Source organism: Thalassococcus profundi (assembly GCF_003344785.1).
Lineage (GTDB): Bacteria > Pseudomonadota > Alphaproteobacteria > Rhodobacterales > Rhodobacteraceae > Puniceibacterium > Puniceibacterium profundi.
Genome location: NZ_QPMK01000004.1, coordinates 60,750 through 84,457 on the forward strand (window position 1 = coordinate 60,750; position 23,708 = coordinate 84,457).

Genomic DNA, 23,708 nt, shown 5'->3' on the forward strand with positions numbered 1-23,708 from the left:
TGGCAAGATGAAGGGTGGTGGCTTCAGGCGGCGGTCGCCGAGGGGGCGGCGCGCATGAGCATGCCGTAGAGGTCGCGCGGGTCGTCCGGATCGGCGAGCAGGTCGAGCGGTTGGTAGAGCCCCGTTTCCATCGCCGTTTCGCGGATGACGCGCAGGGCGCTGAAATCCTCGATTGCGAAACCCACTGAATCGAAGAGCGTGATCTGCTGCGCGTCGCGGCGACCGGGCGCGTCGCCCGAGATGACCTGCCAGAGTTCGGTGACCGGGTGGTCTTCGGGCAGCTGCTGCAGCTCTCCCTCGATGCGGGTCTGTTCGGGGTATTCCACGAAGATGTCGGAGCGTTCGAGGATGGCGCGCGCCAGTTCGGTCTTGCCCGGGCAGTCGCCGCCGATGGCGTTGATGTGCACGCCCGCGCCCACCATGTTGTCGCTCAGGATCGTGGCGTATTGCTTGTCCGCCGTGCAGGTGGTGAGGATTTGCGCGCCTTCGATGGCGGCCTCGGCGCTGTCGCAGGGCACGACGCGCAGGCCGCTGCCCGCGAGGTTGGCCGCGCATTTCGCGGTGGCGGCGGGGTCGATATCGTAGAGCCGCACCTCGCGCAGGCCGAGGATTGCCTGCATGGCGAGGCTCTGGAATTCGGACTGCGCGCCGTTGCCGATCATCGCCATGGTGGTCGCGTTTTTCGGGGCCAGATGTTTCGCCGCGACCGCCGACATGGCGGCGGTGCGCAGGGCGGTGAGCAGGGTCATTTCGGACAGCAGCACCGGGTAGCCGTTGCCGACATTCGCCAGCAGGCCGAAGGCGGTCACGGTCTGCAGCCCTTCGCGCATGTTCTTGGGGTGGCCGTTGACGTATTTGAAGCCGTAGACCTCGCCATCCGAGGTCGGCATCAGCTCGATCACGCCTTCGGGCGAATGGCTGGCGACACGCGGCGTCTTGTCGAAGGCGGGCCAGCGGCGGAAATCCTCCTCGATGGCCTCGGCGAGGCGGCGCAGCAGGGCGTCGAGGCCGACCCGGTGGATCAGTTGCATCATGTGATCGACGGAGACGAAGGGCACATAAGCCTTGTCGGAGGGGGTCATGGCGGGGCTCCTGTCAGAGAATGCGCGGGGTGGGGCGGTCGAAGACGGTGCGTCCGAGCGCCGAGGCGGCAAGGTCGACCATCAGCTGCGCGGTGCGGCCGCGTTCGTCCAGCATCGGGTTCAGCTCCACGAGGTCCAGCGAGGTCATGACGCCGGCGTCGTGGATCATCTCCATCACCAGGTGCGCCTCGCGCACGGTGGCGCCGCCCGGCACAGTGGTGCCGACTGCGGGGGCGACGGCGGGGTCGAGGAAATCGACGTCGAGCGAGACGTGCAGCGCGCCGCCCGCGCCGACCACGGTGTCGAGGAAGGCGTCCAGCGGCTTGGCGATGCCGTGTTCGTCGATGTCGCGCATGTCGTGGCGGCGGATGTTGCTGGCTTCGAGCATCTGACGCTCCGGCTCGTCGACCGAGCGCAGGCCGATGATGCAGACCTGGTCCTCGGGCACCGGGTGCGGCACTGGCGGGAAGCCGTCGAAGCCCATGCGCCCGGTGAGATAGGCCAGCGGCGTGCCGTGCAGATTGCCCGAGGTGGTGGTCTCGCAGGTGTGGAAATCCGAATGTGCATCGAGCCAGAGCACGAATTGCGGCCGGCCCTGCGCGGCGGCTTGGGCGGCGGCGCCGTGCACCGTGCCGAGGCTGAGGCTGTGGTCGCCGCCTAGGAAGATCGGCAGGCCCTGCGCCATGGCAGCCTGCGCCGCGCGGCTCAGGGCCTGCGTCCAGCCGATCGTTTCGGCGAGGTTGTTGAGCCCGTCGCGGGGCGCGATCTCGACCGCATCGGCGGCGACGTTGCCGAGGTCGGTCACGTCGTGGCCAAGGTCGCGCAGGGCGCCGGGCAGGCGGGCGGTGCGATAGGCGTCGGGGCCCATGAGGCAGCCCTGGCGGGCCTTGCCGCTGTCCACTGGTGCGCCGACAAGCAGGATGGTCTGGTTGGTCATGTGCTGGTCCCTCGATCTCGTGTTGCCCGGAGTATTGCGCAAATCGGGCTGGATTCCACCGGCCAATTTGCACAGATTGTACAGGATATGATCAAACCGGAGGTGAGGATGGCCAAATTGGACGACATGGACCAACGGCTGATCTCGGCCCTGCGGCACGATGCGCGGACGTCCCTTTCGGACCTTGCCAGCCTTCTGGGCCTGTCGCGCACAACGGTGCGGGCAAGGATCGAGCGGCTGCGGGCGTCCGGAGAGATCCTCGGGTTCTCGGTCGTGTTGCGCGGCGATGCGGCGCGCGACCCGGTGCGGGCGCTGACGATGATCGGGATCGAGGGGCGCGGCACCGACCGCATCCTGCGCACCCTGAACGGGCTGCCGGAGGTGCGGGCGCTGCATTCCACCAATGGCCGCTGGGACGTGATCGCGGAACTGGGCGCGCCGACCCTGGAAGCGCTGGACGCGGTACTGGCGCGCATCCGGCGCATGGACGGGGTGGCCAACAGCGAAACCTCGCTGCTGTTGAGCACGCGGAAATCAGCGCGCGGGTGAGGGATCAGCGCCGCGCCGCCAGCACCCAGACCACGGCCAGCGCGAGAGACAGCACCGCGTTCCAGCCCGCCATCGAGAGGCCCAGCATCTGCCAGGCGATCTCGTCGCAGCGGATCAGCGGCGCGCCCATGATCTGATCGAGCAGCGCATCCGTCGACAGCCCGTCTATGGCACCGGAGGTGCAGGTCGTGGGGCCTTCCCACCAGCCTTGCTCGACACCCACATGATAGGCGCCGACTCCGGCGGTGCTCAGCGCCGCGAGCGCGCCCAGCCAGGGGAGGAACCGCAGGCCGGTGACCAGAGCGGCGACGCCGATCACGATGGCCGCAACATGCGGGTAGCGCTGCCAGTAGCAGAGCTTGCAGGGCGGCAGTTCGCCCAGGTACTGGAAGCCGAGCGCGCCCAGCATCAGCGCGGCGGAGCCGAGGGTGGCGATCAGGATCAGGGTGTTGCGGGTCATAGGTAGCGCACCAGGACAAAGCCGCCGATCAGCAGCAGGACGAAGACGGTGAAGACAAGGCCCAGCCGCCGTTCGATGAAGTCGCGGATCGGGGCGCCGAAGACGCGCAGCAGCCCCGCGACGATGAAGAACCGCAGCGCCCGGGCGAGGATCGAGGTGGCGACGAAGGTGCCCAGCGGCATGGCGGTCCAGCCCGACATGATCGTGATGACCTTGTAGGGGAAGGGCGTGATGCCTGCCGTCAGAACCGCCCAGAAGCCCAGGTCGTTGAAGCGGATGTTGAATTCGGCCATGGCATCGCCCTTGCCAAGTGCGTCGAGAATCGGCTGGCCGATCTGGTCGTAGAAGAAATAGCCGATGCCGTAGCCCAGTACGCCGCCCAGGACCGAGGCGGCGGTCGCCACCAGCGCGATCAGCCAGGCTCGGCGGGGCCGGGCCAGGATCATCGGGATCATCAGCACATCGGGCGGGATAGGAAAGACCGAGCTTTCGATAAAGGCCACCGCCGCAAGCACCCAGAGCGCCTGCGGATGTTCGGCCTTGGCCAGGGTCCAGGAGTAAAGATCGCGCAGCATATCCGCCTCGGTCGGTTTGCGGGCAGAGACCATGGGCACCGGGCAAGGTCAAGCGCGCGGCGCTGACGGGGTGCGCACGTTCGCGTGGCCGGGGCCGTGGATGGAGGCGGGGCGCGGGCTGCGGTGCCATGCCCCCTGTCTTTTCCCGCGCGGATTGCGTAACGAGGCGCGCAACGAATGCGACGGCGGGGACGGCATGGCACTGGCAAGGCGCGCAAGGCAGCGTGTGGGGCGCGGGATCGAGGCTTTGGCCGCAGGGCTCGCTGTGCTGGGAGGCCTCGTGCTCTGCGCAATGGCAGTGATGACGATGGTGTCGATCACGGGCCGGGCGCTGGTGGGCTTCGGCCTTGGCCCGGTGCGCGGCGATTACGAACTGGTGGCCAACGGCTGCGCGCTTGCGGTCTTTGCCTTTTTGCCATTGTGCCAGCTGAAACGTGGGCATGTGACGGTCGACATCCTGATCGCGCGGTTTTCGGCGCGCGCGCAGGCGGTCTTCGGCCTTATCGGCGATGCGCTTGTGGCGCTGGCGGCGATCGTCATCACCCGGCAGCTGTGGTTCGCCTTCGGAGAGAAGTTCCCCTATGGCTCCGACGCGTTTCGCACGGCGCTTGGCATGGGCTACAAGCCGTTCTTTGCCGAAACCACCTATGAACTGCAGATTCCGGTCTGGATTCCCTATGGCGCGGCGCTGGTCGGTGCGGGGACTTTCGTCATCGTCAGCCTCTATTGCGTCTGGCGCGCGGCAGACTGGGTGGTCGCGGGTCAGGAGGGGACGCCATGACCGGGCTCGCGCTGGCGCTCAGCGCCTTTGCCCTGATGCTTGTCGCGATCTTCCTGCGTGTGCCGGTGGCGCTGGCCATGGGGCTGACAGGTTTTTTCGGCTCGTGGTACGTGCTGGGCACCGCCGCCGCACCCCTGGCGCAGATGAAGATGCTGGCCTACGAGACGTTTTCCAACCAGGGCCTGTCGATCATCCCGCTGTTTCTGCTGATGGGGCAGTTCGCCACCCGCACCGGCATGTCCGGGGCGCTTTTCAAGGCGGCGAGCGACTGGCTGGGCCACCGCAAGGGCGGCATCGCCATGGCCAGCGTCGGCGCCTGCGCAGGGTTCGGAGCGATCTGCGGGTCGAGCCTCGCCACTGCCAGCACCATGGGGCAGGTGGCCTTGCCCGAGATGCGCAAGCGCGGCTATTCCGACAGTCTCTCGACCGGGGTTCTGGCCGCGGGCGGCACGCTGGGCATTCTGATCCCGCCGTCGATCATCCTGGTGATCTACGCGATCATGGCCGAGCAGAACATCGTCAAGATGTTCATGGCGGCGCTCATACCGGGGCTCTTGGCGGCCCTGGGATACATCCTCACCGTGGCGGTCTACGTGCGCCTGCGCCCCGACGCGGCGGACACCGCCGAGCGGGTGCCGATGCGCGCGCGGATAAGGACGCTGGCCGCCACCTGGCCGGTGATCGTGATCTTCGGCCTGACCATGGGCGGCATCGTCGGCGACTGGAACTGGGCGCGGCCCGGGCCGCAGGCGCTCTTCACCCCGAACGAGGCGGCGGCCTTCGGCGCTTTCGCCACCGGGCTTTACGGCGTTCTGACCCGGCGGCTCACTTGGCGCGGCTTCGTGGACGCGATCCTCGAGACCGCCAAGGCCACCGGCATGATCTTCTTCATCCTGCTGGGAGCCGAGGTGCTCAAGGGGTTTCTCGCCGTCACCCGCGCGCCCGACATCCTGGCGGATTGGGTTGCGACGCAGGGCTTTGCGCCGCTTGCGGTGCTGGTCACGCTGCTGCTGGCCTATCTGCTCTTCGGCTGCGTGATGGACAGCCTCTCGATGATCCTGCTGACGATCCCGATCTTCCTGCCGGTGATCGAAGTGCTGGACTTCGGCCTGAGCGCCGAGGACACGGCGATCTGGTTCGGGGTGCTGGCGCTGATCGTGGTCGAGGTGGGGCTGATCACGCCGCCGGTGGGGATGAACCTGTTCATCATCAACGGCGTCGCCCGCGACATCCCGATCGCGCGCACCTATGCCGGCGTGGCACCCTTCGTGCTGTCGGACCTGATCCGCGTGGCGATCCTGGTCGCGGCGCCGTCGATCACCCTGTGGCTGGTGCACGCGGCGTTCTAAATCCGCGGGTTTCGCGCATCGACCCACTGGACGCGGTCGCGGCGGGAAGCTAAGGACAGGGCAGTGCCCAAGTGGCGGAATGGTAGACGCAGGGGATTCAAAATCCCCCGGCTTAACGGCCTTGTCGGTTCGAGTCCGACCTTGGGTACCACCGCCGAATGTCCGTGCAGCGCGGCCGCCGCGCTTACCCTGCCACGGGTGTGGCCGCAATGCGGCCGGAGAATGCGGCGGCTTTGCCCCGATTCTGCGGCATTTGATTCGCCTTTTCGCCAGGGCCCGTGGAGCGAAGCGCATCAGTCTTGCGGGAAATGCCGGATTGATGCTTTTCTCCGAACAAACCGCCTGCAATCGCGGCGCAAAGGTGGCGCTTTCGGGCCAGGTCGGGCCCGAGGTCGTGTCTGTTCACGGTTTTGAAACAGTTGCGGAGACGTCTCAGGGCGAAGTTCATGAAAAACAGCGTACTCACCGGAAGCGACGCCCTAAATATGGGCATTTTTCGAAACAATCAGACGTTTTCAACGCTTTGAACGCGTCCAAATCATGACCCGACAAGTCAGGTCCAGCCCATTTATGACCAATTTTCTGACATTTTCTCCTTTGTGTTGGGGGAATGCCAAAGTATTAAAGTCTCAAGCCCGACTGGGGGGTGAAGACTGCTGGCCACGGGGGCGGCCGCTGAACTGTCAAGCATCCGCGAGGATGTGAAGGGACGCGAGATCGGGACTCCGATCGGCCGCCAGAAGGCGATCTTCGCCTGCGTATGACGCGGGCATGGATAAGCGATCCTTTCGCACACTTGCAGGCATGACGAGCAACGAGAAACGGGCAGTGCGACGTGCATTGTCTCCGCGCCAGTGCGGTTGGGGGCGATGCCCCGTTAGAAAGTGATAGAGGGTCGAATACCATGGCTGACTTGATTTTGGACTGGGGTCTTCTGGGACCGTACAATTCGGCGCTGACAGCGGGTGCCACCGCCACCGTCGACACCGGCGGCGTGGCCGTCGACATCACCTTCACCCAGGCCGATCCGGGTGCCGAGGCCTTTACCTTCTCGACCGACGGCTATGTCGGCCCGGGCGAGCCGTTCGATCCGAATTCCCACCTCAAGCTGTTCGGCGACGGCGGTGACGATCTCGATGCCGTGAACCCGACGTCGATGACGGTGCTGAACTTCCGGTCGTCCGACGACGCCTATACCGACAATATCCAGAACGTGTCCTTCCGGCTGAACGACGTGGACGCGGGCATGGGCGAAGACCTCGCGGGTCCGGTCGACACCTTCGACGGTCTGCGTTGGGAAGACGACCTGATCGTCCGTGCCTTCGACGCCGACGGCAACGAAGTGCCGGTGTCGCTGACCTCTTCCGGTACCGCGACCGTCTCCGGCCAGACCACGAACGGCGAAACCGAAACCGATTTCGACGAAGCCGAAGGCTCTGTCCTGGTCAACATCGCGGGCCCCGTGTCGCGCATCGAGATCGGCTATGGCGACGGCGGCAACTCCGAACAGGCGGTGCTGGTATCGGACATGCATTTCTCGACCGTGGATGTGGATGACGAGAACGAAGCCCCCGATGCGGTCGACGACACTTTCTCGACCACCGGCGATCCGGTCATCTGCGACTTGCTGACCAACGACACCGATCCCGACGGCGACTCGCTGACCATCACCTCGGTGAGTACCCCGACCAACGGAAGCGTCACCGACAACGGCGACGGCACGGTGACCTACACCCCGAACACCGACTACACCGGCACCGACACCTTCACCTACACCGTCGATGACGGCAACGGCGGCACCGACACGGCGACCGTGACCATCAACGTGGGCGACGGCAACCGGCCGCCGGAAGCCGTGGACGATACCGCGACCTCGACCGGTGGCACCGTCGTGATCGACGTGCTGGGCAACGACACCGATCCCGACGCCGACCCGCTGACCATCACCGAGCTGGGCGACTCCGCCGGCGGCGACGCGGTGCTCAACGAAGACGGCACCGTCAGCTACACCCCCGATGACGGGTTCACCGGCGAAGACACTTTCACCTACACGGTGTCCGACGGAAATGGCGGCACCGACACCGCGACCGTGACCGTGACGGTCGACACGCCTCCGCCGCCTCCGCCCGCCGACGAGCCGCGAATCGACACCGACGTCTTCCCGCTGCCGCCCGAGGACCAGGCATTCGATCCGCTCGACGGCCTGGACGAAGATCCCGATCCGCTCGACAACGTCGACGACTACACCGGCACCGCCGGCCCCGACACCTTCGACGGCGGCGACGACGCGGACACCATCGTGGGCGGCGCGGGCGACGATACGCTTGAAGGCGGCATCGACGACGACGTCATCGACGGCGGCGGCGGCGACGACCTGATCACCGACGAACAGGGGTCCGACAGCATTCGCGGCGGTCAGGGCAACGACACGATCGTGGCCGGCGTCGACACCTTCTCGGATTACGAAGGCGACGATCCGAACTTCCCGCTGACCTTCGGCGGCACCACCTTCCTGAGCGATCCGAACCCGACCGACGGCATGGATACCGTGTACGGCGAACTGGGCGACGACTCGATCTCGACCGGCGACGACGCCGACTACATCGAAGGCGGCGCAGGCAACGACACGCTGGACGGCGGCATCGACGACGACACGATCCGCGGCAACAACGACGATGACAGCATCCTCGGCGGCCACGGGTCCGACTCGCTCGATGGCGGTCAGGGTGACGACTATATCGACGGCTCGGCCCCGGCCGTCCTGGAATTGACCGACGATATCGACGTCAACACCGAGAACGACCGCGACAGCATCTTCGGCGGGCTCGGCAACGACACGCTGATCGGCGGCGACGACGACGACACCCTGCTGGGCGGGTCCGGCAACGACCTGCTCGACGGCGGCATCGACGAGGATCTGCTGTTCGGCGGTGACGACGACGACACGCTGATCGGCGGACAGGGTGGCGACACGCTGAACGGCGGTGCCGGTGTCGACAGCATCGACGGCGGAGCGGATCGCGACGTGATCGTGGTCGACAGCGCAACCGATGGCGCCGGCGACGTGGCCGGTGGCGGCTCCGAGGGCGACGACTTCGACGTTCTGGACCTGAGCGGCGTGGGTGAACAAGGCATCGACTGGCGGCTGGTGAACGTGACGCTGGACGACGACGGCCCGGACCGCGAACCCAACGGCATCGACGGCACGGTCGAATTCCTGAGCGACGGTATGGTCACCGGCACGATGGATTTCACCAACATCGAACAGGTGGTGCCGTGCTTTACGCCGGGAACCCTGATCGCCACGCCGCAGGGCGAGCGTCTGGTCGAAGACCTGCGCGAAGGCGATCGGATCATCACCCGTGACAACGGCATCCAGGAGATCCGCTGGGTCGGCCGCAAGGACCTGACCGGGCACCAGCTCTCCCGCCAGCCGCACATGCGCCCGATCCTGATCCAGAAGGGTAGCCTGGGCAACGGCCTGCCGGAGCACGATCTGCTGGTGTCGCCGAACCACCGGGTGCTGGTCAACAACGACAAGACCGCGCTCTACTTCGAGGAAAGCGAGGTTCTGGCCGCGGCCAAGCACCTCATCGGCCTTGACGGTGTGGACGAAGTGGGAACGCTGGGGGTGAGCTACATCCACTTCATGTTCGACCAGCACGAGGTCGTGCTGTCGAACGGGGCCTGGACCGAAAGCTTCCAGCCCGGCGACTATAGCCTGAACGGGATCGGCAATGCGCAACGCAACGAGATCCTCGAACTCTTCCCCGAGCTCGAGCATGCGGAAGGCATCAAGTCCTACCAGGCCGCGCGCCGGTCGCTCAAGAAGCACGAAGCACAGCTTCTGACCAAGTAACCGAGGCCGATCGGACAGCTATATGCAGCTGTCCCGGCCCGGACCCTTGGCCGGGACGCAGAGAATGGAGCGGCTTCTGCCGCTCCATTTTTTTGTGGCAGAACTTCGGAGTGTGCCAAGGCGCGGGTGCCATGGCATGTGTCGCCGGGTGTCAGGGCGGTCCCTCTTTGAAATTCGGGAGGGTCGGAGCCTGTTTGCCGGGCAACGGATGCCGGGAGTGGTCGGAGATCGTGTCGAGGCCGTGCCCGGGTCTGCCTCAGCCCACCGCGTTCTCGGCGCGCCATGCCTCCCAGGCCTCAGGCGTGTCGAGGTCGGTGAGGGCGTTGCGCCCCGGCAGGGCGACGCGGCGCAGGCGGTGGGAATTGGCGCGCAGGATGTCTCGCGCGCCCTGATCGCCGGTGATCTGCCGCAAGGCAACAAAGCAGTCGGCGGGAAAGAGGACCGGGTGGCCGGGCGTGCCGTCCTCTGCCGTGCCTTGTTGCAGAGTTGCCTGAGGCATGGCGCGAAAGCCTTTGATCACGCTTGTGAAATCGTCCTCGGTCAAATCAGGCATGTCGCCCGGCGCGACCACCACGGCGGCGCAGGCGCGCGGCAGGCTGGCCACGCCGCGCCGGATCGAGGCCGCCATGCCGTCGGCGGCGTCGGGCACCTCGACCATGCGGATGGGCAGGCCGCTCAGCGCCTGCGCCCGCGGGCTGTCGGTCGATGGCAGGGTGACCACGACGTGATCGCCAGCGGCCAGCGCGCGCTGCGCCTGCCGGCGGATCAGGGGCAGGCCGCCCACGTCCTGCAACAGTTTGTCGGCGCCGCGCATGCGGGTGCCGAAACCGGCGGCGGGAATCAGGATGGCAACGGGATCCATAGGCGCAGTATAGCGCCTCAGCCCCGCATCCGCGCCCCGTCTGCATCGAAAAGCGGAGTCGCCAACCGACGCGCCGGCCGCATCTCGCCGAGGATCTCGATCTCTGCCGTCAGATCGGCATCGTCCAGCCGGCGCGGTATCAACGCCTGCGCGATGCTTTTGCCGCTGTGATGCGCATATCCGCCGGAGGTGCAGAAGCCCTGCACCGCGCCGTCGATCCAGACCGGTTCGTAGCCGTGCACATCCGTATCCAGAGCGTCGACCTCGAAGACCGCGAGCATCCGCTCGGGCGGCGCGTCGCGCTCGGCCTCGGCCGCCGATCGCCCGATGAAATCAACGTCTTTCGAGAAGGCGATGAACCTGTCCAAGCCGCATTCGGCAGCCGTGTAATCGGGCGAATACTCGCGCTGCCAGGCGCCGAAGAACTTGTCGAGCCGCAGGCTCATCATGGCGCGCATGCCAAAGGGAGCGATGTCCTGCGCTTTGCCCGCGGTCATCAAGGTCTGCCACAACTGCCGCTGCGCCATCGGATCGCAGTAGATCTCGTAGCCGAGGTCGCCGGTGTAGCTCACCCGCTGCACGAGGCAGTCGCACATGCCCAGAACCATCTGGCGGACATCGAGAAAGGCGATGCCGGACACGTCCCGGCCTGCCGCCGCGGCCAAAACGTCGCGCGCCCGCGGCCCGGCGATCTGGAAGCCGGTGAGCCGGTCGCTGACGTTCTCGATCTGCACGCCGTCTTCGAGATGCTGGAGGAACCATCGCATGTGGATCGCCTGCGCACCGTAGGAGGCGGTGAGCTGGAACAGGTCTTCGGCGAGGCAGGAGACGGTGAAATCGCCCATGATCTTCCCGCTGGGGGCCAGCATCGGCGTCAGCGACAGGCGACCGGGTTTCGGCATGCGGCCCGCCATGATCCGGTCGAGCCAGGCGCGGGCGCCCGCGCCGGTCACGCGGTACTTGCCGAAGTTCTGAACCTCGTTGATGCCGACGCCGTCGCGGACGGCCTTGACCTCGCGCGCGGTGGCCTCGAAGGCGTTCGAGCGCCGGAAAGACGGGGTTTCATAGCGCGGCTCGTCGCCTTGGGCGAAGTAGTTGACCACCTCGAGCCCGTATTGCTGGCCCCAGACCGCGCCCATGCCGTCGAAGATGTCGTACATGGGCGTCGTGCGGTTCGGTCGCGCGGCGGGCTTTTCCTCGTTCGGGTAGCTGACGGAAAAGCGCGTCTGGTAGTTCTCGATCACCTTGGGACGGGTGTAGCCCGGGGTGATCCACGGCCCGTAGCGCGCCACGTCCAGCGCGCTCACGTCGCGTTCCGGCTCGCCCTCGATCATCCATTGCGCCAGCGTCAGGCCGACGCCGCCGCCCTGGCTGAACCCCGCCATGACGCCGCAGGCCGACCAGTAACCGCGCAGGCCGGGGATCGGCCCCACCAGCGGGTTGCCGTCCGGGGCAAAGGTAAAGGGGCCGTGGATCACCGATTTCACCCCGGCGGTTTCCAGCACCGGGAAGCGGCGGTAGGCGAACTCGATGCTGTCGCCGATCTTGTCGAAATCGTCGGGCAGCAGCTCGTGGCCAAAGGTCCAGGGCGTGCCGTCGACGGCCCAAGGACGGCAGGGCTGTTCATAGAAGCCGATGCAGAGCCCGCGGCCTTCCTGGCGCAGGTAGGATTCGCCCGCCGGGTCCATCATGTGCGGATGCTCTTCGGCGCGTTCGTAGATCTCGGGGATGTCGTCGGTGACGATATACTGGTGCTCCATCGGGTGCAGCGGCAGATAGAGCCCCGCCATCGCCGCCACCTCGCGCGCCCAGAGGCCACCGGCATTGACCACGTGTTCGGTGTGAATCGTGCCCTTGTCGGTGACCACGTCCCAGGTGCCGTCGGGCCGTGGGGTGGTTTCGTGTACCATGCAATGAGTTTCGATGGTGGCACCGCCCATGCGCGCGGCCTTGGCATAGGCATGGGTGGTGCCCGAGGGATCAAGATGCCCGTCGAGCGGGTCGTAGAGCCCGCCGATGATGCCGTCGAGGTTGACGATGGGCGCCAGTTTCTTGATCTCGTCGGGTGTGACGATCGCGGTTTCGAGCCCCATGTACCGATGCTTTGCGCGTTCGGCGAGCATCATGTCGAACCGGTCCTGGTTGTCGGCCAGGGTCACGCCGCCCACGTGATGCTGCCCGCAGGACATGCCGGTGATCGCTTCGAGTTCCTTGTAGAGCTTGATCGTGTAGCCCTGCAAAGCCGCCATGTTGGTGTCGCCGTTGAGCGTGTGAAATCCGCCCGCCGCGTGCCAGGTGCTGCCCGAGGTCAGCTCCGACCGTTCCAGCAGCATGACGTCGGACCAGCCCAGCTTGGTCAGGTGGTAAAGCACGGAACAGCCGACGACTCCGCCGCCGATGACGACAACTCGGGTAGAGGTTTTCACGGGACGGGTTCCTTTCGCGCAGCCATGCCGTCAGACTGGCGTTGCCCAAAGGGGGGTGCCAGCCGGAATGCGACATGAGGTGTCGCAACGGGGCTGTGCCTCCTGTGCCTGAGGGGTATTAACCATCTGAGTCGGCAATCGCCCGCCAAGATGACCGGAGACCAGAGGTTAAGTTGACTTTTCCGGGCCTTCGCGGCACATGCGCGACTCGTGAACCTTTTTCCAGGGATCCTTTTTTCCGTATGCTTGCGCAAAAACCAGGAAACCAGACGGAGCGGCTGGCCGAATTGCAGGCCTACCCCGATCTGACCCATGGCGCCGATCCCAGCCTCGACCGGCTGGTGGCGCTGGCCGCGCGGCATTGCGAAACACCGGTTGCGCTGATCAGCCTCGTCGAGGAGGACCGGCAGTGGTTCAAGGCGCGCTACGGTTTCGACGGCAATCAGACCCCGCTTGACCAGTCGGTCTGCAGCCACGCGATCCTCGAAGACGGCATGACCGAGATCGCCGACACGCTGTCGGATACGCGTACAGCCGACAACCCGCTGTGCATCGAGATGACTCCGCCGCTGCGGTTCTACGCCGGGGTGCCGCTGATCAGCCGCAACGGCTTCAAGCTGGGCACGCTGTGCGTGCTGGACTTCCGCCCGCGCACGCTGACCGAATTGCAGCGCGAAACGCTGGAGGTGCTGGCCGAGCAGGTGATGCGTCAGATGGAGTTGCAGCGGTCCCTGCGCAACGAAACCGTGCTGCGTCACGAGATCGACCACCGGGTGAAGAATTCCCTGCAGACGGTGATGTCTTTCATCCGCCTCTATGCGTCCCGGACGCAGCATGTTGAGACCCGCGAGGCGCTGGCGGCGATCGGGCGGCGGGTGTCGGCCATCGCGCAGCTGCACAGCGAGTTGTACCAGACCGAGGATTACGACCAGATCCGCCTGGACCGCTACCTGACCCGCGTGGTCGGGCTGCTCAAGGGCTCGACGCCGCCAAACGTGGTGATCAAGACACGCATCGCGCCGGTCACCGTGGATTCGAGGGTCGCGGCGACGCTGGCGATGATTGTCAGTGAATGCGTCGCCAATGCGCTGAAACACGCTTTCCCGGATGACCGGGCGGGCACTGTCGAAGTGACGCTGGAAGGGGTCGCGCCGGACGGCTTCGTGCTCACGTGCCGCGACGACGGCATCGGGTCGCTCACCGATGGACAGGTGCCTGCCCAGACCGACGGGATCACCAGCATCGGCAAGCGCCTGATGGAGTCCGCCGCAGAGCAGATCGGCGGCGAGATGGTGCTTGAGTCGGCTCAGACCGGCTACAGCATGACGCTGGTCAAGCGCCCGATGCCTCAGCCGAAGCCCGAACTTCAAGAGGACGCACCCTGAGCTTTGTGACCCGGTTGCCGTCGCGGCCGGTGACTTCGAAGCGGAAGCCGTGAAAGCTGAAGACCTGGCCCACCGTCGGGATCATCTGCGCCTCGTGAATGACCAGGCCCGCGACGGTGTTGGCCTCGTCATCGGGCAGCTGGTAGTCGGTCGCGCGGTTGAAGTCGCGGATCGTCATCATGCCGTCAATGTGGTAATGGCCGTCGGCGGCGGTGCTGATCGTCTCTTCGGCGTCCTTGTCGAATTCGTCGGTGATCTCGCCCACGATCTCTTCGAGGATGTCTTCGAGCGTGATCAATCCCTGAAGCGCGCCGTATTCGTCCACCACCAGCGCGAAATGCGTCCGGCGTTTCAGGAACTGCCGCATCTGGTCGTCCAGCGATGTGGTGTCGGGGATGAAATAGGGTTTCATCGCCACGTCGGTGATCTTGAATCCCTTGAGCGCGTCCAGTGATGCGTCCTCGTCCTGGATCAGCTTGTACATCGCGCGCAGCAGGTCCTTGGCGTGGACCATGCCGATGATGTTCTCGGGGTCGTCGCGGTAGACGGGCAGGCGGGTGTGGCTGCTTTCCAGGCACTGGGTCAGGATCTCGAGCGGATCGTTGTCGGCATTGATCATCTCGATGCCCGAGCGGTGCAGCATGATCTCTTCGACCGTGCGCTCGGCCAGGTCGAGCGCGCCGAGGATGCGGTCGCGGTCTTCCTTCTGCACGACGCCTTCGGAATGGCCCAGATGCAGCGCGCCAGCGATCTCCTCGCGCACGGCGAGGATGTGGCTGTCGGGGTCGGTCTGCACGCCAAAGACCCGCAACACGCCGCGCACCAGCACCCGCACGGCGCTGACCACCGGTGAAAAGACCAGGATCACCAGCGCGATCATCGGCGACACCCGAGCCGCGGCGGTTTCGGGGTTGGTGATCGCGTAGGTCTTGGGCAGCACCTCGGCGAAGATCAGCACCAGCAGGGTCATGACCAGCGTCGCCAGCGCCACGCCGGATTCGCCGAACGCGCGGGTAAAGAGCGCCGTCGCCAGCGACGTGGCCAGGATGTTCACGAGGTTGTTTCCCAGCAGGACCGATCCGATCAGCCGCTCGCTGTCCTCGGTGATCTTGAGGGCGCGGCCCGCGCCGCTCGACCCCTTGTCCATCATCGAACGCAGCTTGCCGCGCGATGCGGCGGTCAGCGCCGTCTCGGACCCCGAGAAGAAGCCCGACATCACCAGCAGGAACAGGATGGCCGCCGAGGTGATCCAGAACGCGGTGTCGAAGGGTGAAGCGGCTGCTTCCATTGTCGTGAGGTTCCTCTAGTCTGAACCGAGGTTATGGGGCGCGCGGCCCCGGCAATCAAGAGGCGCCGATGCAGATACACGATCTGGGAGAGCTGCGGGGCCCGGTGCTGGCCTTCGGCGGGCCGTATTCAAACCTTGCCGCCACCCGCGCGCTGCACCGCAGGGCTGCCAGGATGGGCCTGCCCGCTGGCAACGTCATCTGCACAGGCGACGTGGTGGCCTATTGCGCAGAGGCCGCCGAAACGGTGTCCGAGATCCGCGACTGGGGCGTAAAGGTGGTGGCCGGCAACTGCGAGAAACAGCTTGCGGCGGGGGCGCTTGATTGCGGCTGCGGCTTCGAGGACGGCACCGCCTGCGACCTGCTGTCGGCGGGCTGGTACGCCCATGCCAACGCCGCCTGCGACGCCGATGCGCGGGACTGGATGGGCACCTGCCCGGACATCGCCACCTTCACCCATGGCGGGCGGCGGGTGGCGGTGATCCACGGGGGCGCCACGGACATCGCGCGGTTCATCTGGCCGGTTTCACCGGAGTCCGTATTTGCCGAGGAAATCTCGGCTCTGCGGGCAGAGGTCGGCCCGGTGGACATGATCATCGCCGGCCACTCCGGCATCCCGTTCCAGCGGCAGGTAGGCGAGGTGCTCTGGCTCAATGCCGGCGTGCTCGGCATGCCGCCCCATGACGGCGGCATCGCGACGCGCTTTGCGCTGCTGCCCGAGGCTGGCGCGCCGCGCATCGAGGTGCTGGACTACGATCCCGCCCCCACGGTGCAGGCGATGCAGGCGGCGGGGCTGGTGCAGGGCTATCACGCTGCGCTGACATCGGGCTGGTGGCCGTCCGAGGACGTTCTGCCGGCAGAGCTACGCCGCCGGAATCAGTCCTTGGCCAGCGGGTGATGGTCGAGCACCAGATCGCGCAACCGTTCTTCTAGGACATGGGTGTAGATCTCGGTCGTGGCGATGTCGGCATGGCCCAGAAAGGTCTGGATCGCCCGCAGGTCCGCACCATTTGCCAGCAGATGCGTGGCAAAGGCATGGCGCAGCGTGTGCGGCGTGACCTTGGCGGGCGACACGCCGCCTTCGACGGCCAGTTCCTTGATCAGCATGTAGAACGCGTGCCGCGTCAGGTGCCCGGCCTTGCCGCGCGACGGAAACAGGAAGGCCGAGGCCGGTTTGCCCTTGGCGCGCGCCTCGGTCTCCATCTCGTCGCGCTGCGCCACCCAGACCGCCAGCGCCGCACGCGCGGGCGGGGACAGCGGCACCAGCCGTTCCTTTCCGCCCTTGCCGCGAATGAGCAGCATCCGCGGATCGCCCTTGGCCGCCGACAGCGGCAGCGACACCAGTTCGCTGACCCGCATGCCGGTGGCATAGAGCAATTCCATCAGGCAGGTGTTGCGCAGCCGCTCGACCTGGCCGCGCCCATGGGTCTGCGCGGCCTCGAGCAGGCGATCCACCTCTTCGGGGCTGAGCGTTTTGGGCAAGCGCTTGTCGCGGCCGGGTCCGGCGATCTGCACCGCCGGGTTGTCGCTGCGCAGCCCCTCCTCGAAGGCAAAGCGGTAGAGCTGCTTGATCGACGACAGCCGGCGCGCGCGGGTGGATTTGGCCATGCCCTGCGCATCGCAATGCACGAGATAGGCCTCGACCGTGTCGCGGCTGGCGTCGGACAGGGTGCTGCCGCGATCCGCCAGCCAGCCCTCGAAATCCGCAAGGTCGCGGTCATAGGCCAGAAGCGTATTCTGCGCTGCGCCGCGTTCGGCCACCTGCGCCTCGAGAAAGGCCGATCTCCAGTGCCGGTCGCTCATTGACGGACACCTTCCTGTTCCAGCAGGATCAGCTGCAGCGCCGCGCGACGCGCCGTATCCTCAAGCCCAACGGTGCGGAACAGCGCCAGCGCATCGGTCAGATCATCTCCATTGCCGGCGGCGCCGCTGGAAAACAGCGCCATGGCACGCAGGATCACCTCTCCCAGACGGCCCTCGTCCAGCTGCGTCTGCAACTCTTCGGGCGGCTCCGCGCCGCGGAACGCAGCGGCAATCGCCTCGGCATGGGGCAAGCCGCGCGGCACACGCTCGGGCGCGCTGCCGGTGGCGATCCCCGCAAGGAAGGCGCGTTCGGGATCGTCGGTCGGCAGAGTTGCGGCGGCGTCTTCATAGGCTTCGGACATGAGTGCTGCGCGCCAGGCCAAGGTCGCGGCGCGGCCCGAGAGCTCGACCTCGGCCAACCGCGCGCCGAAGAGCTGCGAGAAAGGCACCAGCAGGCGGGCGCTACGCATCTGCGCCCAGACATCCTCGAGCGCCGGGCCGATCTGCGCGGGCCGCCCGGCGTCGAGCGCGGCCTCGAAATCCTGCATCGCCTCGACCCGGTCCCAGATGCCGCCCGAGGCCGAGCGTCGGCGCAGCGAATAGATGCCCAGCAGGCGGTTCTCAGAGATCGCACCGACCCGCGCCAGCCGTTCCGCCGCATCAAGCTGCGCCTTCCAGCCGGTGTCGCCGTTCAGATCCACATGCGCGAAGGCGCGCGGCAGGGCGGTGGTCGACAGCGGCTCTCCGATCGCTTCGAAAAGTCGAAATTCCAGCACGCTGGGGCGGACCGGGTGGCGCGGCGCCGGGCTTTCCTCGGCAAGGGCGGGGTCGAGGAAATGCAACAGCAGGTCGGCATCGCGTTCGGTGACCGACTCCAGCGCGCGGGCGGTGTCGAGCGTGGTCAGCGCCACGTCATAGGCATCGTTGCGCGCCATGCAGAAGATGCGCTTGCCCAGATCCGGGCTCAGCGTCGGGTCCTCCATCAGCGCTTCGCAGGCCGGCTGCACGGTGCCGGTGAGCAGCGCGATGTCGAAGCGACGTTCGAAAAGCTGGGCCGTGTCCACCTGCGCGCGTTCCACCAGAGCCTCGGCCGGGTCGACGACGCCCTGCGCCAGCAGCCTGTCGAGCCGCGCAGCGAGGAAGGACGGACCGCGCGACGCGCCGCGCGGCGGGTTGGCCTCGGCCAGCAGCAGCGTGTGCAGCAGCGCCGACATCGCCGGAACCGCGGGTTCGACGGCGCCGATGAGGTCGATCAGCGTGGCGTTGGCGCTGTCCTGCCAGAGCGTGATCGGCAGGCCGGTGACCTGCATCGGCAAGAGCCCGACCGCCTCGACCGTCGGCGCGCCCAGTTCCATCGTCTCGACCTCGGGCACGCGCACCTCGCTGGCGGTGGGCGGCTCCTCGCGGCGTTGGGGGGCGGGCTGCGCAGTGGCGCGGGGTGCCAGTTGCGGCGCCTGCTCGGGGGCGTTCAGCCAGTCGATGGAAGACAGCGGCGCCTGCGCCGCAAGCGGTGCAGCGGTCAGCAGAAACCCCGCCAGAACAACATGGTCAATCCGCATCAAGCTCCACCGGTTGCCGGACCTCGGTCTGCGGCGGCGAGAAATCGGCCCCGAAGAAGGGGCCGACATAGGCATAGGCCACAAGGCCGACGGCCCCCAGAAGCACGAGATAGAATAGCCATTTGAAAATTCGGCCCATGGTCGTTTCTGCCTTCTGCCCACTGCGTTGCCGCGCGTTTTTTCCAACTTATACCTAGCCTTTTCACCAAGATCACGTCATTCACGCAGCTGAATCGAAAAATGGCGGCAGATGGCCGAAGTGCAAGGGAAATGCAGGCGCAGCTGAAGAAAACAGTCGTGCTCGTGGGTATGATGGGCGCCGGAAAGACCGCCGTGGGCAAAGCCCTGGCACAGGTGCTGTCGGTGCCGTTCCGCGATTCGGACAGCGCCATCGAAGAGGCGGCGAACATGAGCATCGCCGAGATCTTCGCCCGCGACGGCGAGCCGTTCTTCCGCCGCAAGGAAAGCCAGGTCATCGAACGTCTGCTGGAGGCACCGCCCTCGGTCCTGTCCACCGGCGGCGGCGCCTACATGAGTGCCGATAACAGGAAACTCATTACCGGCAAGGGGATAGCGGTCTGGCTTGATGTGGAGCTTCCGCTTTTGTGGTCGCGGGTCAGGCACAAGGACACGCGCCCGCTGCTGCGCACGCCTGACCCGCATGCCACGTTGAGAGAGCTCTACGCGGCCCGCGTGCCGGTCTATGCGCGCGCCGATGTCACAGTGAAGGCACGTCCGCATTTCAGCGTGGAGGATATGGCGGTCAAGGTGCGCAATGCGCTGCTCGAACGACCGGACGTGTTGGAGAAAATCGAATGATCGAAACGGTTAACGTGCCATTGTTGAACCGATCTTACAACGTACGGATCGGTTACGGTCTGCTGGCGCAGGCGGGGGCGGAGATCGCGCCGTTGCTGCACCGTCGCCGGGTGGCCGTGGTGACCGACGAAACCGTCGCGGATCTGCACCTTGATGCGCTCGAACAGGGCCTTGCCGCCGAGGGCATCGAGATGGTGGCGCTGGCGCTGCCGCCGGGCGAGGCGACCAAGGGCTGGGCGCAGTTCAGCCGCACGGTGGAATGGCTTTTGGAACAACGGATTGAACGGCGCGACGTGGTCGTGGCCCTGGGGGGCGGCGTGATCGGCGACCTCGTGGGCTTTGCCGCGGCGGTCCTGCGGCGTGGCGTGAGATTCGTGCAGATTCCCAGCAGCTTGCTGGCCCAGGTTGACAGCTCCGTCGGGGGCAAGACCGGCATCAACGCGCCGCAGGGCAAGAACCTGATCGGCGCCTTCCACCAGCCCGCGCTGGTGCTGGCGGACACCGGCCTGCTGGACACGCTGGCGCCGCGCGATTTCCTGGCCGGATACGGCGAGGTGGTGAAATACGGGCTGCTTGGCGACAGTGAATTTTTTCAATGGCTTGAGGATAATGCTTCATCCATGGCTGCAGGCGACCGCGCCGCGCGCATTCACGCGGTGAAGCGCTCGGTCGAGATGAAGGCCGAGATTGTCGCCCGCGACGAGACCGAACAGGGCGACCGCGCGCTTCTGAACTTGGGGCACACGTTTTGCCATGCATTGGAGAAAGTTACGGGGTATTCCTCGCGTTTGCTGCACGGTGAGGGCGTGACCATCGGTTGTGCAATGGCCTTCGACTTGTCGGCGCGACTGGGGCTTTGCGCGCAGGAGGACCCCAGCCGGGTGCGGGCGCATCTAAAACAGATGAACCTCAAGACCGATCTCTCTGATATCGAAGGGGATTTGCCAAATGCTGATGTTCTGCTTGACCACATGGCTCAGGACAAGAAAGTGATCGACGGGCAATTGCGGTTCATCCTGGCGCGGGGGATCGGGCAGGCCTTCGTCACCTCGGACGTGCCCCGCGACGCGGTTCGCGATCTGCTGACCGACGCGCTGGCGGCGCGTTGATGAGAGTACGGGACCGGCAAGGCCTGCCGACCGAAACTGCCGCTGCGGCGACCCCGTGTGTTTCGCCGGCCTTCGCGCTATGACCGGGTCGCGAATGCATAAGAGAGAGGAGACCCCATGCCGCTGGCCCCGGTGAACGACCACGTGACGATGGATCAGCTCACGCGCGATCCCTATCCGATCTACCGCCGGATGCGGGCCGAGACGCCGGTGGTGCGCGTGTCCTCGGTCAAAAGGACTTTCCTGACCAAGGCGGCCTTCACCAAGTACGTGAAGGACACGCCGGAGATCTTCAGTTCCAACGATCCCAACACCCCCATGAAACCGGCCTTCCGCGCGCACACGCTGATGCGCAAGGACGGCGCCGAGCATCGGCGGGAACGCATGGCGATGCAGATGGCCTATACGCCCAAGGTCATCAAGCAGGACTGGGCCGATCTCTACCGCGGCATCGTGGACGACTACCTCGACCGCCTGCCGAGGGGCGAGACGGTGGACATGTTCACCGAGATCTGCGGCCCGGTGTCGGCGGCGATCCTGACGCATATCCTCGGGCTCGAGGGCGCGACCACCGAACAGATGCAGCGCTGGTCGCAGAACTTGATCGACGGGGCGGGCAATTTCGGCTGGAAGCCCGAGCCCTTCGCCGTCTCCGACAAGGCCAATGACGAGATGGACGCGCATTTCGCCAGCCTCGAGGACCGGCACCTTGCCGAGCCCAACAATTCGGCCTTTTCCATCATGCTGAATGCCAAGGATCCGATCCCGAAAAGCCAGATCTACGCCAACCTCAAGATCGCCATCGGCGGCGGCATCAACGAGCCGCGCGACGCAATGGCGACGATTCTTTTCGGGCTGCTGACCAATCCCGAACAACTCGAAGAGGTGAAGCGGCAGGAGGCCTGGGGGGCCGCGTTCGAAGAGGGCATACGCTGGGTGGCACCGATCCAGGCGTCAAGCCGGCTGGTGCTGGAGGACGTGCAGATCGGCGGTTTCGACATCCCGAGGGGCGACACGGTGATGACGATCCAGGCGTCGTCGAACCGCGACGAGGACCTGTTCGAGAACGGCGAGGACTACGTGGTCTTTCGCGACAAGAACGTGCACCAGGCGTTCGGCAGTGGCCCGCACCATTGCGCCGGCGCCCATATCGCCCGGCGCACGGTGGGCGAGATCATGATCCCGGCGCTGTTCGAGCGCTTCCCGAACATGTCGCTGCCCGATCCCGATGCCGTGAAATGGCGCGGCTTCGGGTTTCGCGGGCCGATCAACATGCCTATTACGCTGAACTGACAGGGCAGAGACGCCAAAGGGAGGACCGCATGGTCAAGGTGATTTACGTGGCCAAGGATGGCACGCGGACGGAAGTCAAGGCGCAGGTCGGCGACACGGTCATGCAGACTGCGCTCGACAACGACGTGGCGGGGATCGTCGGCGAATGCGGCGGGTCCATGATGTGCGCCACCTGTCACTGCTATGTGGACGACGCCTGGACCGACGCGGCCGGTCCGCGCAAGGACGGCGAGGACGACATGCTGGACTGCGCCGCCGACGAGGTGAAGGAGACCTCGCGCCTGTCCTGCCAGATCCAGCTGACGCCGGAGCTGAACGGCCTGGTGGTGCATCTGCCCGAAGACCAGGTCTGAGCCATGGCGGGCATCGTCATCGTCGGCGCCGGGCAGGGCGGGTTGCAGGCCGCGATCAGCCTGCGGCAAGAAGGCTATGAAGGCACGATCACGCTGATCGGGGCAGAGGACGGGCTGCCGTATCAGCGCCCGCCGCTGTCCAAGGCCTATCTCAAATCAGGCGATGCCGAGGCGCTGCGCCTGCGGCCCGAGACCTTCTTCGAGAAAAGCGACATCACCCTGCGCAGCGGGCTCTGGGTCGACCGGATCGACCGGGCGGGGCGCACGGTCCATGCAGGGGCCGAGGTCTTTGCCTACGATCACCTGATCCTCGCCACCGGCACCCGCAACCTTCGCCCGCCCATCGACGGGGTGGAACGGGCGTTGGATCTGCGCACGCTCGACGATGCGAAGAAGCTGCGCGAGGTCCTCTCCACGCCGCAGCGCTGCGCGGTCATCGGCGGCGGGTTCATCGGGCTGGAGTTCGCCGCGGTCGCGCGCGGGCTGGGCCACGAGGTCGCGGTGGCCGAGGCGGCGGACCGGCTGATGGCGCGGGTCGTGTCGCCCGAGATGTCGCAGCGGTTCCTGGACCTGCACCATGGGCTGGGCACGGCGGTGCATCTGGGCGCTGCGGCGCAGGGGGTGACCCGCGACGCCATGCATCTGGCGGACGGCAGCGAGGTGGCGGCGGACGTGGTGCTTTTGGCCGCCGGCGTGCGCCCCAACACCGAGCTTGCAGCCGAGGCGGGGCTGGCGGTGGACAACGGCGTGGTGGTCGATGCGCAGCTGCTGACGGGCGATCCGGCGATCTCGGCGCTCGGGGATTGCGCGGTCTTTCCCGACCCTGCGACAGGCCGTGCCGTGCGGCTGGAATCGGTGCAGGCGGCGACGGATCACGCCCGGCTCATTGCCCGGCGGCTGGTCAAGGGAGACAGCGATGGCTACGGCGCGGTGCCCTGGTTCTGGTCCGACCAGGCCGACTGGAAACTGCAGATCGCGGGGCTCTCGGCACCCGGGGACGACACCGCCGTGCGCGCCGACGGGGCCGTTTTCCGCTTTGCCGGGGACCGGCTGTCCTCGGTCGAGACGATCAACAACGCCAAGACCCACATGCAGACGCGCAAGCGGCTGGGGCAGGGACCGGTAAGCCGCGCGGCGCTTAAGGCGGCGGATCTGGATATCGCCGCGGTCTGAACGCGGTCGGAGTTCCCGCAAGGGGGCATGGGCCGCCCGGCAACCAGG

The 23,708-nt window shown here is 66.4% G+C and carries 21 protein-coding genes and 1 tRNA gene; 12 read left to right on the forward strand and 10 right to left on the reverse strand.

Annotated elements, in window-relative coordinates:
* Positions 1–23: 23 nt before the first annotated feature.
* Positions 24–1,082 carry an ornithine cyclodeaminase gene (locus DU478_RS07375; protein ID WP_114510313.1) on the reverse strand — a complete coding sequence of 353 codons (1,059 nt, stop codon included), beginning with the start codon at positions 1,080–1,082 and terminating at the stop codon, positions 24–26.
* 13 nt (positions 1,083–1,095) lie between these two features.
* Positions 1,096–2,019, reverse strand: coding sequence for an arginase (gene rocF, locus DU478_RS07380; RefSeq protein WP_114510314.1), 924 nt, complete (start codon positions 2,017–2,019; stop codon positions 1,096–1,098).
* A 117-nt stretch (positions 2,020–2,136) separates the two neighbouring features.
* Here rocF and DU478_RS07385 point away from each other — a divergent pair, with 117 nt between their 5' ends.
* On the forward strand, positions 2,137–2,568 hold the full coding sequence (locus DU478_RS07385; RefSeq protein WP_114510502.1) for an Lrp/AsnC family transcriptional regulator: 432 nt from the start codon (positions 2,137–2,139) through the stop codon (positions 2,566–2,568).
* Between the two features lie 4 nt (positions 2,569–2,572).
* Here the strand turns inward: DU478_RS07385 and DU478_RS07390 are convergent, their stop codons facing one another.
* Both DU478_RS07390 and DU478_RS07395 read right to left on the reverse strand, forming a co-directional pair.
* A complete protein-coding gene (locus DU478_RS07390; protein ID WP_114510315.1) occupies positions 2,573–3,028 on the reverse strand; it encodes a disulfide bond formation protein B in 456 nt (151 codons plus the stop codon).
* Complete coding sequence (locus DU478_RS07395; protein ID WP_114510316.1) at positions 3,025–3,603, reverse strand: YqaA family protein; 579 nt, start codon at positions 3,601–3,603, stop codon at positions 3,025–3,027. Before DU478_RS07395 ends, DU478_RS07390 begins: the two co-directional genes overlap by 4 nt.
* Before the next feature lie 196 nt (positions 3,604–3,799).
* Here DU478_RS07395 and DU478_RS07400 point away from each other — a divergent pair, with 196 nt between their 5' ends.
* The 4 genes from DU478_RS07400 (at position 3,800) to DU478_RS07415 (ending at position 9,592) form a co-directional block, all read left to right on the forward strand.
* Positions 3,800–4,384, forward strand: a complete 585-nt coding sequence (locus DU478_RS07400) for a TRAP transporter small permease (RefSeq protein WP_158545755.1) — start codon at positions 3,800–3,802, stop codon at positions 4,382–4,384.
* Positions 4,381–5,733: a TRAP transporter large permease gene (locus DU478_RS07405; RefSeq protein ID WP_114510318.1), complete on the forward strand. Its 1,353-nt coding sequence runs from the start codon at positions 4,381–4,383 to the stop codon at positions 5,731–5,733. The genes DU478_RS07400 and DU478_RS07405 overlap by 4 nt, the downstream gene beginning before the upstream one ends.
* 65 nt (positions 5,734–5,798) lie before the next feature.
* A tRNA-Leu gene (locus DU478_RS07410) sits at positions 5,799–5,884 on the forward strand.
* 753 nt (positions 5,885–6,637) lie between these two features.
* Complete coding sequence (locus DU478_RS07415) at positions 6,638–9,592, forward strand: Hint domain-containing protein (protein ID WP_114510319.1); 2,955 nt, start codon at positions 6,638–6,640, stop codon at positions 9,590–9,592.
* 256 nt (positions 9,593–9,848) lie between these two features.
* On the opposite strand, the gene DU478_RS07420 is transcribed toward DU478_RS07415, so the two are convergent.
* Positions 9,849–10,454, reverse strand: a complete 606-nt coding sequence (locus tag DU478_RS07420) for a nucleotidyltransferase family protein (RefSeq protein ID WP_114510320.1) — start codon at positions 10,452–10,454, stop codon at positions 9,849–9,851.
* Between the two features lie 17 nt (positions 10,455–10,471).
* Positions 10,472–12,880 carry a GcvT family protein gene (locus tag DU478_RS07425; RefSeq protein ID WP_114510321.1) on the reverse strand — a complete coding sequence of 803 codons (2,409 nt, stop codon included), beginning with the start codon at positions 12,878–12,880 and terminating at the stop codon, positions 10,472–10,474.
* 242 nt (positions 12,881–13,122) lie between these two features.
* Between DU478_RS07425 and DU478_RS07430 the strand changes: the two genes are divergently transcribed.
* Positions 13,123–14,265 carry a histidine kinase dimerization/phosphoacceptor domain -containing protein gene (locus DU478_RS07430; protein ID WP_114510322.1) on the forward strand — a complete coding sequence of 381 codons (1,143 nt, stop codon included), beginning with the start codon at positions 13,123–13,125 and terminating at the stop codon, positions 14,263–14,265.
* On the opposite strand, the gene DU478_RS07435 is transcribed toward DU478_RS07430, so the two are convergent.
* Positions 14,213–15,553 carry an HlyC/CorC family transporter gene (locus DU478_RS07435; RefSeq protein ID WP_114510323.1) on the reverse strand — a complete coding sequence of 447 codons (1,341 nt, stop codon included), beginning with the start codon at positions 15,551–15,553 and terminating at the stop codon, positions 14,213–14,215. The genes DU478_RS07430 and DU478_RS07435 overlap by 53 nt on opposite strands.
* Positions 15,554–15,621: 68 nt before the next feature.
* On the opposite strand from DU478_RS07435, the gene DU478_RS07440 reads away from it, so the two are divergent.
* The gene (locus DU478_RS07440; protein ID WP_114510324.1) at positions 15,622–16,449 is read left to right on the forward strand and encodes a metallophosphoesterase family protein; all 828 of its coding nucleotides are present in this window, start codon (positions 15,622–15,624) and stop codon (positions 16,447–16,449) included.
* Here DU478_RS07440 and DU478_RS07445 read toward each other — a convergent pair.
* From DU478_RS07445 to DU478_RS23110, 3 genes are read right to left on the reverse strand one after another with little or no spacing between them, the layout of a single operon-like run.
* Positions 16,428–17,354: a site-specific tyrosine recombinase XerD gene (locus tag DU478_RS07445; RefSeq protein WP_114510325.1), complete on the reverse strand. Its 927-nt coding sequence runs from the start codon at positions 17,352–17,354 to the stop codon at positions 16,428–16,430. The two genes, DU478_RS07440 and DU478_RS07445, sit on opposite strands and share 22 nt — an antisense overlap.
* Positions 17,351–18,913: a hypothetical protein gene (locus DU478_RS07450; protein ID WP_114510326.1), complete on the reverse strand. Its 1,563-nt coding sequence runs from the start codon at positions 18,911–18,913 to the stop codon at positions 17,351–17,353. Before DU478_RS07450 ends, DU478_RS07445 begins: the two co-directional genes overlap by 4 nt.
* The gene (locus DU478_RS23110) at positions 18,903–19,052 is read right to left on the reverse strand and encodes a hypothetical protein (protein ID WP_199488299.1); all 150 of its coding nucleotides are present in this window, start codon (positions 19,050–19,052) and stop codon (positions 18,903–18,905) included. The genes DU478_RS07450 and DU478_RS23110 overlap by 11 nt, the downstream gene beginning before the upstream one ends.
* A gap of 101 nt (positions 19,053–19,153) precedes the next feature.
* Between DU478_RS23110 and DU478_RS07455 the strand changes: the two genes are divergently transcribed.
* From DU478_RS07455 to DU478_RS07475, 5 genes are all read left to right on the forward strand, one after another.
* Positions 19,154–19,732: a shikimate kinase gene (locus DU478_RS07455; RefSeq protein WP_114510327.1), complete on the forward strand. Its 579-nt coding sequence runs from the start codon at positions 19,154–19,156 to the stop codon at positions 19,730–19,732.
* On the forward strand, positions 19,729–20,841 hold the full coding sequence (gene aroB, locus DU478_RS07460) for a 3-dehydroquinate synthase (RefSeq protein ID WP_114510328.1): 1,113 nt from the start codon (positions 19,729–19,731) through the stop codon (positions 20,839–20,841). Before DU478_RS07455 ends, aroB begins: the two co-directional genes overlap by 4 nt.
* Before the next feature lie 117 nt (positions 20,842–20,958).
* On the forward strand, positions 20,959–22,134 hold the full coding sequence (locus DU478_RS07465) for a cytochrome P450 (protein WP_114510329.1): 1,176 nt from the start codon (positions 20,959–20,961) through the stop codon (positions 22,132–22,134).
* Between the two features lie 29 nt (positions 22,135–22,163).
* Positions 22,164–22,487, forward strand: a complete 324-nt coding sequence (locus DU478_RS07470; RefSeq protein ID WP_114510330.1) for a 2Fe-2S iron-sulfur cluster-binding protein — start codon at positions 22,164–22,166, stop codon at positions 22,485–22,487.
* Positions 22,488–22,490: 3 nt separating this feature from the next.
* Complete coding sequence (locus DU478_RS07475) at positions 22,491–23,660, forward strand: NAD(P)/FAD-dependent oxidoreductase (protein WP_114510331.1); 1,170 nt, start codon at positions 22,491–22,493, stop codon at positions 23,658–23,660.
* Positions 23,661–23,708: the final 48 nt, after the last annotated feature.

Excerpts from the sequence above, each read along its gene's own strand:
- DU478_RS23110 (WP_199488299.1), bottom strand. The coding sequence starts at position 19,052 with ATGGGCCGAATTTTCAAATGGCTATTCTATCTCGTGCTTCTGGGGGCC.
- aroB (WP_114510328.1), top strand. The coding sequence starts at position 19,729 with ATGATCGAAACGGTTAACGTGCCATTGTTGAACCGATCTTACAACGTA.
- DU478_RS07450 (WP_114510326.1), bottom strand. The coding sequence starts at position 18,913 with ATGCGGATTGACCATGTTGTTCTGGCGGGGTTTCTGCTGACCGCTGCA.
- DU478_RS07430 (WP_114510322.1), top strand. The coding sequence starts at position 13,123 with ATGCTTGCGCAAAAACCAGGAAACCAGACGGAGCGGCTGGCCGAATTG.
- DU478_RS07405 (WP_114510318.1), top strand. The coding sequence starts at position 4,381 with ATGACCGGGCTCGCGCTGGCGCTCAGCGCCTTTGCCCTGATGCTTGTC.
- DU478_RS07440 (WP_114510324.1), top strand. The coding sequence starts at position 15,622 with ATGCAGATACACGATCTGGGAGAGCTGCGGGGCCCGGTGCTGGCCTTC.
- DU478_RS07400 (WP_158545755.1), top strand. The coding sequence starts at position 3,800 with ATGGCACTGGCAAGGCGCGCAAGGCAGCGTGTGGGGCGCGGGATCGAG.
- DU478_RS07435 (WP_114510323.1), bottom strand. The coding sequence starts at position 15,553 with ATGGAAGCAGCCGCTTCACCCTTCGACACCGCGTTCTGGATCACCTCG.
- DU478_RS07465 (WP_114510329.1), top strand. The coding sequence starts at position 20,959 with ATGCCGCTGGCCCCGGTGAACGACCACGTGACGATGGATCAGCTCACG.
- DU478_RS07420 (WP_114510320.1), bottom strand. The coding sequence starts at position 10,454 with ATGGATCCCGTTGCCATCCTGATTCCCGCCGCCGGTTTCGGCACCCGC.
- DU478_RS07470 (WP_114510330.1), top strand. The coding sequence starts at position 22,164 with ATGGTCAAGGTGATTTACGTGGCCAAGGATGGCACGCGGACGGAAGTC.
- DU478_RS07375 (WP_114510313.1), bottom strand. The coding sequence starts at position 1,082 with ATGACCCCCTCCGACAAGGCTTATGTGCCCTTCGTCTCCGTCGATCAC.
- rocF (WP_114510314.1), bottom strand. The coding sequence starts at position 2,019 with ATGACCAACCAGACCATCCTGCTTGTCGGCGCACCAGTGGACAGCGGC.
- DU478_RS07475 (WP_114510331.1), top strand. The coding sequence starts at position 22,491 with ATGGCGGGCATCGTCATCGTCGGCGCCGGGCAGGGCGGGTTGCAGGCC.
- DU478_RS07445 (WP_114510325.1), bottom strand. The coding sequence starts at position 17,354 with ATGAGCGACCGGCACTGGAGATCGGCCTTTCTCGAGGCGCAGGTGGCC.
- DU478_RS07390 (WP_114510315.1), bottom strand. The coding sequence starts at position 3,028 with ATGACCCGCAACACCCTGATCCTGATCGCCACCCTCGGCTCCGCCGCG.
- DU478_RS07395 (WP_114510316.1), bottom strand. The coding sequence starts at position 3,603 with ATGCTGCGCGATCTTTACTCCTGGACCCTGGCCAAGGCCGAACATCCG.
- DU478_RS07415 (WP_114510319.1), top strand. The coding sequence starts at position 6,638 with ATGGCTGACTTGATTTTGGACTGGGGTCTTCTGGGACCGTACAATTCG.
- DU478_RS07455 (WP_114510327.1), top strand. The coding sequence starts at position 19,154 with ATGGCGGCAGATGGCCGAAGTGCAAGGGAAATGCAGGCGCAGCTGAAG.